The organism is Roseburia sp. OM04-10BH (genome assembly GCF_003462605.1).
Lineage (GTDB): Bacteria > Bacillota > Clostridia > Lachnospirales > Lachnospiraceae > Roseburia_C > Roseburia_C amylophila.
This window is the reverse complement of the sequence record NZ_QTZI01000001.1, coordinates 468436-482971: the sequence shown is the minus strand read 5'-3', so window position 1 is coordinate 482971 and position 14536 is coordinate 468436. Positions and strand designations below refer to the sequence as shown.

Sequence of the window (14536 nt, the reverse complement as noted above, 5' to 3'; positions counted from 1 at the left end):
TTGCAATTTCTTTATGCAGAAAATATTTTCAAAAACATTACCAATGCCTGATAATCTCTCATATCTGCCAGTTCTCTTGCAGAATGCATGGCAAGCATCGGAATTCCAATATCCGCTCCCTGCATTGGCAGATAGGAAACCACAATCGGTCCAAGGGTCTGTCCACCCGGCATGCCGGAACGGTTTACCTGCACCTGATATGGAATATCTGTCTTTTTACAAAGCTGCATCACCACCGCTGTTGCCTCACTGTCAGAAAGATACCGCTGGCTGGCAGAAGTCTTTACGGTAATTCCTTTTCCCAATATCACATCATTCGTAATATCTGATTTATTTGTGTAATTCGGGTGTACGGCATGAGCTCCGTCTATAGACAAGAGAAAGCCTCCCCGGAGCATATCATTTACCTCTGTTTCTGCCATTCCAAAGGCTGCACCAATCTTCATTATGATATCCTTAAGAAGACTGCTGTCTGCTCCCTGCTTGGAGCGGCTGCCGATTTCCTCATTATCAAATAATCCTGCCACAACCAGTGAATCTCCGGTCGTTTTTTCACACATTGTCTCCACAATTGCTGCTACCGATGCCAGATTATCGATTCTCGGAGAAGAAAGAAGCTTCTTATCACTTCCTATTAATTCCGGTTCATCCATATTGGTAAGAAATAAATCATAGCTTAAAACCTCATTTGCCTCTGCCCCAAGCTGTTCTTTTAAGTAATCCGTGAAAAAATTCTCTGTAACGTCTCCGTCCTGCTCTATTCCAAGCAGTGGAAGCAGTTCTCTTTGCATATCATATTCCTGTTTTCCGCCTGCCTCACGGTTCAGGTGTGGTGCTAATGACGGAATCACTGCTGCCGGTTCCTCACTTCCGAAAAGCTTTACTTCCGGTGCAAATGGATGTTCCGATTCTAATACCACTTTCCCATAAATTCCAAGTGGACGGTCAAACCATGTATTTTTGAGCATACCGCCATATGGCTCCACATTTAACTGCCTGTAATCCTTCGTCTTCACTTCAGGATTCGGTTTTATTTTAAAACATGGAAAATCTGTATGGGCCAGCATCAGGCGGAGTGCCGTCTTTCTGTCCAGCTGTTCCGGAACAGCGAATGCTGCTACCATACCGGAATACGGTCTTACATAGTATTTACCGCCTGCATGAAGCTGCCAGGATTCCTGCAGCTTTAATTCTTCATACCCTGCCTCCTGTAACTGCTTTCCTGTCCATTCTGTTACATGATATGGTGATTTTCCCTTTGACAATAGTTCTGTTATTTTCTGCATGCCATACGCCTTCCTTACATGAATCTGTCTATTACAAGCGCCACTCCGTCTTCATCATTGGAAGTGGTAATATAATCTGCGACCTCTTTTACCTCCGGCTGTGCGTTTGCCATTGCCACACCAAGCCCGGCAAATGCAATCATAGACTTGTCATTAAAGCCATCTCCACAGCAGATCATCTGCTCCTTCTTTTCTCCCAGATATTCTAACAGTTTTCCAAGAGAATATGCCTTATCAATGGATGGTGGAACAATTTCTAAGAAAAACGGTTCTGAGCGAAAAATGTTTAATTGTTCTCCAAAGGTCTGCCGCATCACATCCTGTGCTTTTGCAATCTTTTCCGGTTCTCCTGTCATCAGGAATTTATTTACCGGATAATCTACATATTCTGCGAAATTATCTACCTCTTTTATCGGCATTCCGTTAATTTTTCCCTCGTTACGGCTATATTCATTCACTCCGTTTCCATGGATGATGGTATTTCCTTTATAAGTAAGCACGCCTACACCCAGTCTGCATGCCTGCTCATACACTGCCGGCACCAGTTCTACCGGTATTGTCTTATTGTATACAATCTCTCCGGTCTCATAATTAATAATCTTTCCACCATTAAATGCCAGTACAAATCCGCCATAGCTCTTCAAATCCAGTTCGTCTGCCAGCTTTACGATGCCCCCGGTAGGACGGCCGGATGCCAGCACTACTTTTTTCCCTTCCTTTTGAATCCGCATCAGTGCGTCTTTCGTCTTTGGTGTAATGACTTTCTTTGAATTGGTTAAGGTGCCATCTAAATCCAGCACGATAATCTCATAGGTTTCGCTCATTTTCGTATTGTTCCTCTCTGCCTTTTTCCCTCGTTTTCCTGTCCCATACATTTTGCCCTTTTTGCTTAACGTGTCATCAAAAACAAGTATTCCCGGGCAGCTTCTTCGTCATTCGGATAATTCTTTGTATAATCCTCCATCTCGCTTTTTGCAGATGTGAAATCTCCGCTCTGTTCATATGCCAGTATCAGATTACGCTGCGCCTCCTGCTTCTGTGAGCCTGCATCTAAATCCAGTGCCATCTTAAGATAGTTTATTGCACTGTCATAATTACCTTTTTCTAATTCCATTCCTCCCAGACAGATCAATGCTGTCGGATTATCCTGATTTTCATCGATATATTCTTTATATAATCCGGCTGCCTTCTCATCTTCGCCTTTCACTTCATAGAGCTGTGCCATATACAAAGAAGCTTCCGTGCTCTTTTTATTAATAGCTGTCGTAAGCTCTGTTTCCGCATTATCATAATCTCCCAGTAATAGATAAATTCTGCCTCTCTGGGCATAGTCCTCCGCTGATTTACCACCTGCTTCAATACCTTTTTTCAGATACTCCTGACCTTCGGTCTGCATTCCTGCGGCATAACACTCCTGGTACAAAGCAATATACATTTCATAGTCACTGCCGGCATACTGTGCTGCCAGATTAAAATTTTCTTTTGCTTTATCCATGTCATTTTCTTTCCGGTACAGTTCTCCTAACAGGAAATATGCCTGGGCATTTTTCTTGTCATAATTGATTAACGCCTGATAGGTCTCAATGGCATCCTCTTTCTTTCCTGCGGCATACTGTGCTGCTGCTTTATAATAACAGGTATCTATTTCTTCTTCTCCCACAACTGCCAGCGACTGGTCCAGTGCATTCTGAAATGCATCAATGGCGCCTTCATAGTCACCCTCCTGCATACAGTTGATGCCTATCTGCCGATATGCATCTTTATTATTCTGTGTCTCATCCTCCTCACAGCCGGCCAACAGTAGTCCTGTGGCAAGTACAACTGCCATATATTTTATTTTCTTCATAATTGCCTCGCTTTCATCCGCTTTAGTATAGCAAATTAAGGCTCTTCTTTCAACCTCGCCCCGGCTTGTTTTTCTTCGTTTCCTGTGATACACTGCAAGAAAAATCATGAGTTATTCTCATGCATATGGTTAGGCGATTGCGAAGCGGGACAGAAAGGATTCCGACAAAAAAATTTTGCGGCATTCCAAGGGAATCTGATTTTCTTTGATGTGAAATGCCAACCGTTCTTAGTGGTTTATTTTTCTTGATTATAAACTGTCTTTTCACTTGCTTTGACAGAATCGGGGCACTGTCCATCAAGGGCGGATGCCACATAATGTCTGCAAGGGGCACTGGGAATTTCGGCATACTTTTTCTTTCATCTGGCAACCGGCACAAATTCACATCCATGTTCAATTGTGCCTCGCTGGTACATCCCTGTACCAGCGTTGCCTGCTGCCAGATGAAATTCCGGGTGCCCCTAACAGCCCTTATCAGGCATCCGTACTTTGACGGACAGTGTCCCGATTCTGCTCAAACATGGAAAAGACTGTTTTTATCGTAAAAAGAAAAACGAACCACTTAGAACGGTGGTATTTCATCATCCGAAAAACAGTGTCTTGGAATACCGCAAAACTTCTTTACCGGCAGCTCCTGTCCCCTTTCGCAATCGCCTGACCAGAATCAGATAAGAAAAGAGGTTTTACTATGTCAGAAAACGAAGCAAAAGAAACCATGCAGGACTTTGAAGCAGAGCTTGAGGCTTCCTTCCGGAAAATCAACGAAGGAGACATCTTAACCGGAACCGTTATCTCTGTGGATGAAGACGCCATCACATTGGACTTAAAGTATTATGCCCCGGGAATCATCAAAGCAGATGAAGTCAGCAACGACCCATCCTTTGTCATTGACGAACACATTCATCCGGGAGATGTCTTAGAAGCAACGGTCATCCGCCGGGATGATGGAGAAGGCAACATTTTACTTTCCATGAAAGAAGCCAACGAAGTGCTTGCCTGGGATAAGTTAAAAGAGCTGTTGGAAAACGAAACCGTTGTTACCGTAAAGGTCAGTGAAGCGGTAAAAGCCGGTGTGGTTGCATACCTTTATGGCATTCGCGGATTTATTCCGGCTTCACAGATTACCACAGCCTATGTAGAAGATACCGAAAGCTATGTTGGCAAAGAATTAGAAGTCCGTGTCATTACTGTAGACGAGGAAGATGACCGTCTGGTGCTCTCCGGTAAATCCATTGCTCTTGAAAAAGAAACAGAAGAAAGAAATCATAAGATTGCCATGCTTGTTCCAGGAAGTATCGTAGAAGGAACGGTAGAAAGTCTGATGCCATATGGTGCATTTATCAACCTTGGGGACGGACTTACGGGACTTGTCCACATTTCCCAGATTTGTGAACGCCGTATCAACAAGCCTTCCGAAGTATTAAAGGAAGGACAGCATATAAAAGCCAAGCTTTTAAATACCAACGACGGCAAAATCAGCTTAAGCATGCGTGCATTGGAAGAAGAAATGGTAGATACTTCTGTAGAAGAAAAAGAAGACTTATCCGCCTACACCTCTGATGAAAGTGCTTCTACCAGCCTTGGCGCACTGTTAAAGGGATTGAAGCTCTAAGTCGTATTTCATAAAACGCAACAAGGGACAGATATTTCTATCTGTCCCTCATTGTTTTTAAAGGTTGGAGAATACTTTTATCAAAATTTAGTCTAATTTCCAAATATCTTTGTTGTACTGCTCAATTGTACGGTCAGATGAGAAGAAGCCGGCTTTGCTGATGTTTGTCAGCATCATTTTTGCCCATGCTTTTCTATCTTCATAATCTGCAAGCATTTCATCTTTCTTTGCACGATAAGATTCGAAATCCGGAAGAGTCATGAACCAGTCTTTGTTGATTAACTCATTGAAAAGTCTCTCTAAGTTCTCTGCATTTCCGATTGCTTTCATTTCATCACTTACGATGAAGTCGATTGCACGTTTGATATCTGCATCATTATCATAATACTTGCGTGATACATAATCAGCTTTTGCATAATGCTCAATTACTTCGTCAGAAGACTCTCCGAAGATGTAGATGTTATCATCTCCTACTAACTGATGCATTTCTACGTTTGCTCCGTCCATGGTTCCGATTGCTACTGCACCATTTAACATGAACTTCATGTTAGATGTTCCGGATGCCTCTTTAGAAGCTAAGGAAATCTGCTCATGGATATCTGCTGCCGGGATTAATTTCTCAGCTAAAGTAACATTGTAGTTCTCTACCATAACAACCTGTAAGTACGGACTTACTTCCGGGTCATTTGCAATTAACTGCTGTAAGCAGAGAATTAAATGGATAATGTCTTTTGCAATGATGTAAGCCGGAGCTGCCTTTGCACCAAAGATTGCAGTAATCTTTCTTGCCGGTTTCTTTCCTGCTTTGATTTCAAAATATTTGTTAATTACATAGAGTGCATTCATCTGCTGTCTCTTGTACTCATGTAATCTCTTAATCTGGATATCAAATACTGAGTTCTCATCTAAGTCGATGTTCTGTGTTGCCTTTAAGTAGTTCTTAAGAACAACTTTGTTCTCAGTCTTGATTGCAAGTAATTTATCTAATACTGCATCATCATTTACGAACTGTCCTAATTTTTCCAGTTCCATTGCATCTTTCTTGAATCCTGGTCCAATCAGTTCTTCGATTAAGGATGTCAATCCCTTATCACAGTGTAATAACCAACGACGGAATGTGATACCGTTTGTCTTGTTATTGAACTTCTCAGGATAAATCTTGTAGAAGTTATTTAACTCAGAATCTTTTAAGATTTCTGTATGAAGGTATGCAACACCATTTACGCTGAATCCGTAGTGGATATCCATATGAGCCATGTGTACACGTTTTTCATCATCAATGATGTATACAGACTTGTCATCATATTTAGCAACTACACGGTTGTTTAATTCGTAGATGATTGGCATTAACTGTGGAACAACTTTCTCTAAGAAAGAGATTGGCCATTTCTCTAATGCTTCTGCTAAGATGGTGTGATTAGTATATGCACAACACTTGGAAACGATTGCAATAGCCTCGTCCATGCCGATTCCTCTTTCCATTAACAGACGAATCATCTCCGGGATTACCATAGATGGATGGGTATCATTAATCTGGATTACTGCATAATCAGCAAGATCATGTAAGTTACATCCTCTTTCTACTGCCTCATCTAAGATTAACTGTGCAGCGTTGCTTACCATGAAGTACTGCTGGTAAACACGAAGGAGACGTCCCTTGTCATCGCTGTCATCCGGATATAAGAATAATGTCAGGTTTTTCTTGATATCCTCTTTGTCAAAGTCAATTCCATCCCCAACGATGCTCTCATCTACTGTTTCGATATCGAATAAATGAAGCTTGTTGGTTGTGTTTTCATATCCGGTAACATCAATATCATATAATTTTGAAGTTACATTAAATCCACCAAACTGTACCTGATAGCTCTTATCTGTCTTTGTCAGCCAACTTTCATCCTGAATCCAAGGATTCTTGGTTTCTTTCTGAAGGTTGTTTTCAAATACCTGTTTGAATAATCCGTAATGATAGTTAAGTCCAACTCCATCACCGTTTAATCCTAATGTTGCAATAGAATCAAGGAAGCATGCTGCAAGTCTTCCAAGACCACCGTTACCAAGTGATGGTTCCGGCTCAACCTCTTCAATTGCACAGATGTCTTTGCCATTTGCTGCAAGTACATCTCTCACTTCATCATATACACCTAAATTAATCAGGTTGTTGGAGAGAAGTTTTCCAATTAAGAACTCTGCGGAAATATAATATAATTTTTTCTTTCCGTTGTGGTTTTCTTTCTTCTCAGCCATTGCTTTTGTCATCTCTAATAATGCGAAGTATAATTCTTCATTAGAGCAATCAGCAATTCCCTTGTTATATTTCTTTGTTACGATTTCCTGTAAATTCATTTTTGACCCTCCGTAAAATTTGAATTCAGTTCGTTCTCTTATGTATGCATTATCTAACATTTCTTTTACATTTTCTTGTAATATACCGGTCAAAAGTGGTACAATACTATCATATTTCGGTGATTTTAGAAAAAATCACTTTTTTGTACATTTTGACGAAAGGCGTTTCCCATGAATATTCTCGAATATGAAAATTACCAGGAAAAGAAATCACATGGTTCAGAAAGTTTCCCATATATCACCTATCCCTGTTCAATTCCCTTAGATTTTGAGCGAGTGCCTGCCCACTGGCATGATGAAACGGAAATTATCTACATCAAAAAAGGCTGCGGACTGATTACCGTAGATTTGGAAGAATATCCGGTTCAGGAAGGAAGTATTCTTCTGATTCTTCCGGGACAGGTTCATTCCATTGAACAGTATCTCGATTACAAAATGGAATATATTAATATTATTTTTAAACTGGAAATGCTCCTTGCCAAACAGACAGACATCTGTAACAGCCGCTACTTTACACCGCTTTTAGACGGCACACTGCGGCTTACCACACATTTTACACCGGGTATGCCATTCTATAACGAGGTTGCCGGCTGTATCAATGCTGCGGATGAAGTCTGCAGGACCAATCCCCCGGCCTTCCAGCTTGTGATTAAAGGACAGCTTTTCCTGCTCTTTTCCATTCTGATTTCTAACTGCTGCGAAACAAGTGCCTCCCGCAAGAACCAGAAATCCCTGGAAAAGATGAAACGCATCATTAAATATATTGAGACAAATTATGCCAGTAAAATTTCCATTGAAGAAATGGCAGATGCGCTGGACTTAAGCCAGTCTCATTTTATGAAGTTTTTCAAAAATACCATGGGAACTACTTTTACAGAATATTTAAATGATTACCGGCTGACCATGGCCAGCCGGCTGCTTATTTCGTCTGAAGCTTCTATATTAGACATTGCCGCTGAAGTAGGCTTTGACAACCTCTCTTACTTCAACCGGCTGTTTAAGAAACGCTTTTATGTTACACCCCGTGAGTACCGGAAGCGTTTTGCAGGATAAGTTCTTTTACTTTTTTCATATCCATTGCAGGCAGGTAATAGGTACTGTCCGGCTTTTTGTCATCTTTTGGAGAAATATTCGAATGAATGTAAAAAGTGTCAAGACCTGCCTCTTTGGCCCCGTTGATGTCACAACGTACATCATTTCCTATCATCAGTGTTTTCTTCACATCCAGATGATACTTTTCTATCAGTTGTTCAAAAAAACGGATGTCCGGTTTCTTGGTTCCATAATCGGATGAAATTAAAATATCGTCAAAATATTTTGTAATATCCAAATAATTCATCTCATATTCCGTAAAGATTCTCTGGGCATTGGATAAAAGATATACCTTTTTACCACATTTTTTCAATGCTTTTAATAATTCTCTTACGCCATCATAAATCCGCACATACTCCATGGTCAGTACCCGGAAGAACTGTCCGGTATGAACTGCCAGCGCATCATCAGCCTTTATCCCCTTCTTCGCATAAAGCTCTTTGAATACTTCTTCAATACGAATCTCCGGAAATGCCTCATGGGCATAGTGCGGCTCCTTTTCCAACTCTCCCTTTAAATCTGTCTCTTTGCTTTGAATCAATGCCAGATAAGATTCCTGTAATTCCTGCGGGTCATATAAAGCTCCATAAAATCCGTAAAACAGACTCAGTTTTTCCCATACCTTAGCATCGTTTTCCTCTGTATGGATATCTACCAGTGTTCCATACAGGTCAAACACATAATTGTCGTACATATTACCTTCCATTTCCTGCTTTTATTTAAACATCTTTGTCTTAGCAAAGATTAATGCAACAATAAGACTGCATACCACTGCAATTAATACGATAATAACAAATCCATAAGGACTCTCTGCGAACGGCATTCCCTTTGCAGCCACATTCATGCCATACGCTGAGAATATCATAGTCGGAACAGAAAGTACAGCTGTTATTATGGCAAGCACCTTCATTACCACATTCAGATTGTTGGAAATAACTGATGCAAAAGCATCCATCATTCCGCTCAAAATGCCGCTGTAAATATTTGCCATCTCAATTGCCTGCTTGTTTTCAACAATAACATCCTCAAGAAGTTCTTCATCTTCCTGATATTTTTTAATATTGTCATTTTTAAATAATTTTTCCAGTACCACCTCATTGGAGCGGAGTGCTGTCGTAAAGTAAACCAGACTCTTTTCCAGTTTCAAAAGCTCGATTAACTCCCGGTTCTGTGTGGACTTGTGCAGCTTGTTTTCCACAATTTCACTCTGGCGGTCAATACTTCTTAAGTACTGTAAGAAAAGAGAGGATGTCCGGTACAAAATCTGAAGCACAAAGCGGGAACGCATGGCAGGATTAAAATCCCGCACCGTGCCATTGGCAAATGCTTCTAATATTGGAGTCTTCTCAAGACTTACTGTAATGACTGCTTTTTTTACCACAAAAATAGAAAGTGGAATGGTATCATAAAGTTCCTTATCATTATGGGTTTCAATATTCGGGATATTAACCAATACCATAGTATAATTCTCATCTGTTTCAATACGCGAGCGCTCGTCCGTATCCAGTGCGGAACGCATGGCATCTGCATCAATTCCATACTGATTTACCATTGCTGCGACTTCTACCTCTGTTGGATTTACAAGGGAAATCCAGCAATCCTCCCCTGGTGATTCAATTTCGGTGATACGGTTCTGTTCACTGCAATAGTACTTAATCATCTTTCCACTTCCTTTCTCTTCATTTCCTGTAAAAAAAATCCCCATCAAAGCCGGAACACTTTGACAAGGGAATCTCGCTTAATCCTTTTTTAGTATATTTCCACCCCCTTTGTTTGTCAACCCTGACTCATGTAATTTCTCATCTGCAGTAATATTTTCTTCTCCATGCGGCTGACCTGTACCTGACTGGTGCCAAGCTTTGCAGCAATCTGGCTTTGCGTGGCATTTTCAAAATAACGCATCTTAATCAGCTGCTGCTCCCTTCCGGATAACTGTTGCAGCAATTCTTCTATCAGAAGCTTATTTTCCAGTTCTTCCTGCGCATTCTTCTTATCCTTTAACCGGTCCAATAGATAGATTTCACTGCCATCCGACTGATAGACGCTCTGGTAAATGGATTCTACTTCTCCATTGGCTTCCACTGCAAGGACAATCTCTTCCTCCGAAAGCCCGGTTTTTTCTGCCAGTTCCTTTAACTCCGGCTCCCTTCCAAGCATGTCTGTCAGTTCCTTTCTTGCATTGCTGATAAGATAGCCTTTTTCTTTCATGCTCCTGCTGACCTTCACCATGCCGTCATCCCTCAGGAAGCGGCGTATTTCTCCCATAATCACCGGCACTGCATAAGTGGAAAAGCATACCTCATAACTTACATCAAATTTATCCACTGCCTTCATCAGTCCAATGCATCCGATCTGAAACAGTTCTTCTTTATCATGTCCTCTTCCTAAAAATCTTTGTACCACACTCCAGACCAGCCCCTGATTTCCAAGCACCAGCGTATCTCTTGCCTGCTTATCCCCTTTGTGTGCCCGTTTGATATAAGCAATTGTCTGTTCCATTCTCCACTTAACTTTCCCGCACCAGATTTTTTTTCATTTTTATAACAGTTCCTTCTCCTACCTTTGACCATACTTCTACTTCATCCATGAAAGCCTCCATAAAAGAAAAGCCCATACCGGACCGCTCCAGCTCCGGCCTTGTCGTAAAAAACGGCTCCTTTGCCCGTTCAATATCCGCAATTCCCTTCCCGCTGTCTTTTACGGTAATATGTACGGTACTTCCGGAAAGACAGCACTGCATCACTACCGTTCCTTCCTTTTCTTCATAGCCATGGATAATGGCATTGGTTACTGCCTCCGATACCGCAGTTTTAATATCCTCTAACTCATCCAGTGTGGGATTCATCCGGGCGCAAAATGCTGCTACCGCTACTCTGGCAAATCCTTCATTTACGGATAATGCCTCAAATTCCAGTTTCATCTCATTTCTTCTTTCCATACTTACAGCCTCCATTTTCATACCTACTTCTTCTCCCCTTCTTTCATCTGAACCAGTTTATGCAGACCTGATACCACAAAAATTTTCCGGATCCGCTCATTCATATTCTCTGCCACCACTTTTCCGCCGCTGTAATTCATGTTCCGGCACCTTCCGATTACCACGCCAATCCCTGAGCTGTCCATAAATTCTGTACCGGCAAAATCAAAAACCAGTTTGTTAACCCGGTAAGAATCAATCAGTAAATCTGCCTCTGCCCGCAGCTGTGTGGCGCAATGATGATCCAACTCCTTTGGTACCCGGATGGTAAGACATCCATTTTCTAATTCATACTTAAATTCCATTCTTCTATCCTCCATATACATTACGTAAAAAGAATGTGCCCTGGCACATTCCCGCGCCTGCGGCGGTCGCTTGCGACATCTACCTTATACGCCGCAGTGTGCATCCTCGCGGTGCGTTTTGTAGTTTACAGGAAAGCAATTTCCTGTAAACTACAAAAGACGCCCGGCAATCTGCCTGACGTCTTTTGTAAACTGTTTTTCTTTATTCTGTTACTGTTCTGCATTCTGTAATTCTTCCAGATAGCGGGAAGAATTGGCTGCACGTTCCGTATTCGGATAACCATCAATCACTTTCTGATAGTATTCGATGGCTTTTTCATTCTCGCCCAGATTCCGGTAGGTCTGTGCCAGATAATAAATCGCATTGCCATCCTGGTATGCCTCATCCATCTCTACTACTTTTTCAAATCCGGTCTTCGCTTCTTCATAGTTATAATTACTGTATGCCTGATAACTGTCTGCATAAGTCACCTGAAGATACTGGTCATTTACAGTTGCGTTGATATTCTGATAAATTTCCTTTGCGGTATCGGAAAGGTTTTCTTCCTTCACACCGGAAAGTGCATCTCCTGCTGCTGTAATATCTCCCTCCTGGAAGGATTTATATGCTGAAAGCAGCTGGTCATAGCTGCTAATCTTATTGGAAGTCTCCTCGGAATCGCTTTTTGCAGAAGACACCTGCTGGTTCAGGTCATCAATCTGATTTTCCAGATTGGTAATCTGCTGATTCTTCGTGGTTATGGTATCATTTGCCTGAACCACTGATGTATTGGCATCACTCTTTGCCTTCTGCTTTACACTTGGCACTACAAGGAAACAGGTGACTGCAACACCAATTGCCACCCCAAGCAAAATGGTCAGTATTGTGGCAAAACCTGAAGTATCTTTGAATTTTGTCGGCTGGATAATGAGGTCATTTCCACTCTTATAGGAAATAAGGTCATCTTCTTTCTTTTTCTTCTTACTGCTGTTGGCACTGCGCAGCATCTGATTGGTCTCTTTCATGTAACGCAGTGTAATCGTATTGCTGGAATCAATTTTCATAGCTGCCCGCAATGACTTCTTTGCCTGCTCGAATTTATTCTCTTTCATGTACAAAAGAGCCAGCAGCTGATGTCCCTTTACCAGTTTCGGGTTTAAGGACAATACCTTCTTCAACTGGATAATTGCAAGATCTGTACTATTCTGTCTGCAATATAACAATGCCTGATTGTATTTCTTAATGGTCTGATTTACCGTTTCTAACTGTGCCGGATTCTTCTGCACAGCGTCCAGATAACGTCCTGCATCATTATCCTTTGGCTGAAGGCTCTTACTAATCACCCATTCACCCATGGCAGATACCGCCTCACCGGTCTCAAAAAGTACCAGTCCCAGGAGATTTCTTGCCTGAATGTTCGTCTTATCAAACCGAAGACTCTTCTTAAGACTTTCAATCGCTCCGGATAAATCACGGACATTGCTTCGCTCTAATCCCTGATTATAATAATAATTAGAGGTCATCACAATTTTCTTATATACTTTTACGTCAATTCCACAGTTCGGACAACGGTTGTCCCCTGTCAGATCTGCTCCGCAATTATAACATTTCATACTTTACCTCACTTAACGAATTCTACTGTCGTCTTGCTTCTTTCATCATTTCTCTTAAAATGTCTGTCATATCCGTTAAGTCCTGATTGTAAATAGCTTCCTCTGCCTCTTCTACTTCCAGGCTTGGTTTGAATTTCTTTAATTCTTCTTCAAAATCTATCATGCTTCATTTCCTCCTGCTATCTTTTCCAATTCTCCAATCAAATACAGGGAACCCGCACAGAATACCATCTGGTTGTCCTTCCTGTATTCCTTTACATATCTGTATGCCTGTGCACAGTCTTCTATTACTACTGTTTCCCGGTCGTTTGCCATAAATTCATCCTGCAATTTCAATGGGTCAATTCCACGGCTGTCCGGGATGCGGGTCAGCACAATACTATCCCACGAAACTTCCTTGCACAGTACTTTTACTGCTTCTTTATGATTCTTCTCTTCCATCATGGAAAAAAGAAGAACTGGCTTTTCTTCCGCAATCTTCTGCACATTTTTCACAAAGTGGGCAATACCATCTGCATTATGTGCTCCGTCAAAATAGATAAATGGCTCTGCCTGCTGCATTCTGCCCATCCATCTGGTATGTTCCATTGCAGAGATAATCTCTGCTTTTCCAATTCCGGTTTCCACCTGAAGGACAGATAACGCCCGATATGCCAGTGACGCATTCATCATCTGATATTCTGCCGGAAACGGGATTTTCAAATCAACAACATCATACCCATTGGTATAACAAAAATCAATAGTTTTCCCGGTTATTTTATGAATTTTAAGACTTTCTAAAGAAATACAGTAATAAGGTGCTCTTTTTGCCCTTGCAGTCTGCCTTATCACTTCTGCCGCTGTTTCATTACTTCCATCAAAGATAACAGGAACGCCTTCTTTGATAATCCCTGCCTTTTCTCCTGCAATTGCTTCAATGGAATCTCCTAAAATCTGTGTATGTTCGAGACTGATAGATGTAATAATCGTAAGCAACGGTTCCTCAAATACATTCGTTGCATCTAACCTTCCGCCAAGTCCGGTCTCTAAAATAAGATAATGTACTTTCCGCTTCTGAAAAAGATACATGCCCATGGCAAAAAGATATTCAAAAAATGCTGGATGCGGCAGTCCTTCTGCTTCCATCTGCTCTACCACCTTCTGCACTGCCTCAAAGCTTTCTACAAATTCTTCCTGGCTGCACTTTTCGCCATTGATTACGAAACGTTCTTCCATGCATACAAGGTGCGGAGAAGTAAAGAGTCCCACTTCACATCCATGTTCCACCAGCACCTGATTGATAAATGCACAGACACTTCCTTTGCCATTGCTTCCTGCCACATGGATGATTTCAAACTGATGCTCTCTGATAGAAAGTCTCTGCAGCATTTCTTTCGTATGCTCTAAACTGTTTTTCTTTGTGAACTTTGGTATTTCATATATATAATTGCAAATCTCTTCATAAGTCATTTTTGTCACCACTTTTCTAAGTATAATATAGTG

The 14536-nt window shown here is 41.4% G+C and carries 14 protein-coding genes; 2 read left to right on the top strand and 12 right to left on the bottom strand.

The window, feature by feature from the left end; translation table 11 throughout:
* Positions 1–11: 11 nt before the first annotated feature.
* The 3 genes from DXB43_RS02135 to DXB43_RS02125 form a co-directional block, all read right to left on the bottom strand.
* Positions 12–1286, bottom strand: coding sequence for a M18 family aminopeptidase (locus tag DXB43_RS02135; protein WP_117946472.1), 1275 nt, complete (start codon positions 1284–1286; stop codon positions 12–14).
* Positions 1287–1300: 14 nt separating this feature from the next.
* Positions 1301–2110 (bottom strand): Cof-type HAD-IIB family hydrolase, encoded by an 810-nt coding sequence (locus DXB43_RS02130; protein WP_022244416.1) that lies wholly within the window; start codon positions 2108–2110, stop codon positions 1301–1303.
* A 65-nt stretch (positions 2111–2175) separates the two neighbouring features.
* Positions 2176–3132 carry a tetratricopeptide repeat protein gene (locus DXB43_RS02125; protein WP_158567182.1) on the bottom strand — a complete coding sequence of 319 codons (957 nt, stop codon included), beginning with the start codon at positions 3130–3132 and terminating at the stop codon, positions 2176–2178.
* Between the two features lie 688 nt (positions 3133–3820).
* Here DXB43_RS02125 and DXB43_RS02120 point away from each other — a divergent pair.
* The gene (locus DXB43_RS02120; RefSeq protein ID WP_117946468.1) at positions 3821–4744 is read left to right on the top strand and encodes a 30S ribosomal protein S1; all 924 of its coding nucleotides are present in this window, start codon (positions 3821–3823) and stop codon (positions 4742–4744) included.
* Positions 4745–4831: 87 nt separating this feature from the next.
* Here the strand turns inward: DXB43_RS02120 and DXB43_RS02115 are convergent, their stop codons facing one another.
* A complete protein-coding gene (locus tag DXB43_RS02115; protein WP_022244419.1) occupies positions 4832–7087 on the bottom strand; it encodes a glycogen/starch/alpha-glucan phosphorylase in 2256 nt (751 codons plus the stop codon).
* Positions 7088–7258: 171 nt separating this feature from the next.
* Between DXB43_RS02115 and DXB43_RS02110 the strand changes: the two genes are divergently transcribed.
* Entirely contained in the window at positions 7259–8140 is an 882-nt protein-coding gene (locus DXB43_RS02110) for an AraC family transcriptional regulator (RefSeq protein WP_117946466.1), read from the top strand.
* Here the strand turns inward: DXB43_RS02110 and DXB43_RS02105 are convergent.
* From DXB43_RS02105 to DXB43_RS02075, 8 genes are all read right to left on the bottom strand, one after another.
* A complete protein-coding gene (locus DXB43_RS02105; RefSeq protein ID WP_243006621.1) occupies positions 8103–8873 on the bottom strand; it encodes an HAD family hydrolase in 771 nt (256 codons plus the stop codon). The genes DXB43_RS02110 and DXB43_RS02105 overlap by 38 nt on opposite strands.
* Positions 8874–8894: 21 nt before the next feature.
* On the bottom strand, positions 8895–9839 hold the full coding sequence (locus DXB43_RS02100) for a magnesium transporter CorA family protein (RefSeq protein ID WP_117946568.1): 945 nt from the start codon (positions 9837–9839) through the stop codon (positions 8895–8897).
* A gap of 116 nt (positions 9840–9955) precedes the next feature.
* A complete protein-coding gene (locus DXB43_RS02095; RefSeq protein WP_117946462.1) occupies positions 9956–10678 on the bottom strand; it encodes a SigF/SigG family RNA polymerase sporulation sigma factor in 723 nt (240 codons plus the stop codon).
* A gap of 7 nt (positions 10679–10685) precedes the next feature.
* Complete coding sequence (spoIIAB, locus tag DXB43_RS02090) at positions 10686–11117, bottom strand: anti-sigma F factor (protein WP_117946566.1); 432 nt, start codon at positions 11115–11117, stop codon at positions 10686–10688.
* Between the two features lie 23 nt (positions 11118–11140).
* A complete protein-coding gene (locus DXB43_RS02085; protein WP_022244425.1) occupies positions 11141–11461 on the bottom strand; it encodes an STAS domain-containing protein in 321 nt (106 codons plus the stop codon).
* 210 nt (positions 11462–11671) lie between these two features.
* Positions 11672–13054, bottom strand: a complete 1383-nt coding sequence (locus DXB43_RS02080) for a tetratricopeptide repeat protein (protein ID WP_117946460.1) — start codon at positions 13052–13054, stop codon at positions 11672–11674.
* Between the two features lie 22 nt (positions 13055–13076).
* The gene (locus DXB43_RS15240) at positions 13077–13217 is read right to left on the bottom strand and encodes a hypothetical protein (protein WP_022244427.1); all 141 of its coding nucleotides are present in this window, start codon (positions 13215–13217) and stop codon (positions 13077–13079) included.
* Positions 13214–14503, bottom strand: a complete 1290-nt coding sequence (locus DXB43_RS02075; protein WP_022244428.1) for a bifunctional folylpolyglutamate synthase/dihydrofolate synthase — start codon at positions 14501–14503, stop codon at positions 13214–13216. The genes DXB43_RS15240 and DXB43_RS02075 overlap by 4 nt, the downstream gene beginning before the upstream one ends.
* Positions 14504–14536 lie beyond the last annotated feature (33 nt).

Excerpts from the sequence above, each read along its gene's own strand:
- DXB43_RS02100 (WP_117946568.1), bottom strand. The coding sequence starts at position 9,839 with ATGATTAAGTACTATTGCAGTGAACAGAACCGTATCACCGAAATTGAA.
- DXB43_RS02085 (WP_022244425.1), bottom strand. The coding sequence starts at position 11,461 with ATGGAATTTAAGTATGAATTAGAAAATGGATGTCTTACCATCCGGGTA.
- DXB43_RS02095 (WP_117946462.1), bottom strand. The coding sequence starts at position 10,678 with ATGGAACAGACAATTGCTTATATCAAACGGGCACACAAAGGGGATAAG.
- DXB43_RS02125 (WP_158567182.1), bottom strand. The coding sequence starts at position 3,132 with ATGAAGAAAATAAAATATATGGCAGTTGTACTTGCCACAGGACTACTG.
- DXB43_RS02135 (WP_117946472.1), bottom strand. The coding sequence starts at position 1,286 with ATGCAGAAAATAACAGAACTATTGTCAAAGGGAAAATCACCATATCAT.
- DXB43_RS02130 (WP_022244416.1), bottom strand. The coding sequence starts at position 2,110 with ATGAGCGAAACCTATGAGATTATCGTGCTGGATTTAGATGGCACCTTA.
- spoIIAB (WP_117946566.1), bottom strand. The coding sequence starts at position 11,117 with ATGGAAAGAAGAAATGAGATGAAACTGGAATTTGAGGCATTATCCGTA.
- DXB43_RS02105 (WP_243006621.1), bottom strand. The coding sequence starts at position 8,873 with ATGTACGACAATTATGTGTTTGACCTGTATGGAACACTGGTAGATATC.
- DXB43_RS02115 (WP_022244419.1), bottom strand. The coding sequence starts at position 7,087 with ATGAATTTACAGGAAATCGTAACAAAGAAATATAACAAGGGAATTGCT.
- DXB43_RS02110 (WP_117946466.1), top strand. The coding sequence starts at position 7,259 with ATGAATATTCTCGAATATGAAAATTACCAGGAAAAGAAATCACATGGT.
- DXB43_RS02075 (WP_022244428.1), bottom strand. The coding sequence starts at position 14,503 with ATGACTTATGAAGAGATTTGCAATTATATATATGAAATACCAAAGTTC.
- DXB43_RS15240 (WP_022244427.1), bottom strand. The coding sequence starts at position 13,217 with ATGATAGATTTTGAAGAAGAATTAAAGAAATTCAAACCAAGCCTGGAA.
- DXB43_RS02120 (WP_117946468.1), top strand. The coding sequence starts at position 3,821 with ATGTCAGAAAACGAAGCAAAAGAAACCATGCAGGACTTTGAAGCAGAG.
- DXB43_RS02080 (WP_117946460.1), bottom strand. The coding sequence starts at position 13,054 with ATGAAATGTTATAATTGCGGAGCAGATCTGACAGGGGACAACCGTTGT.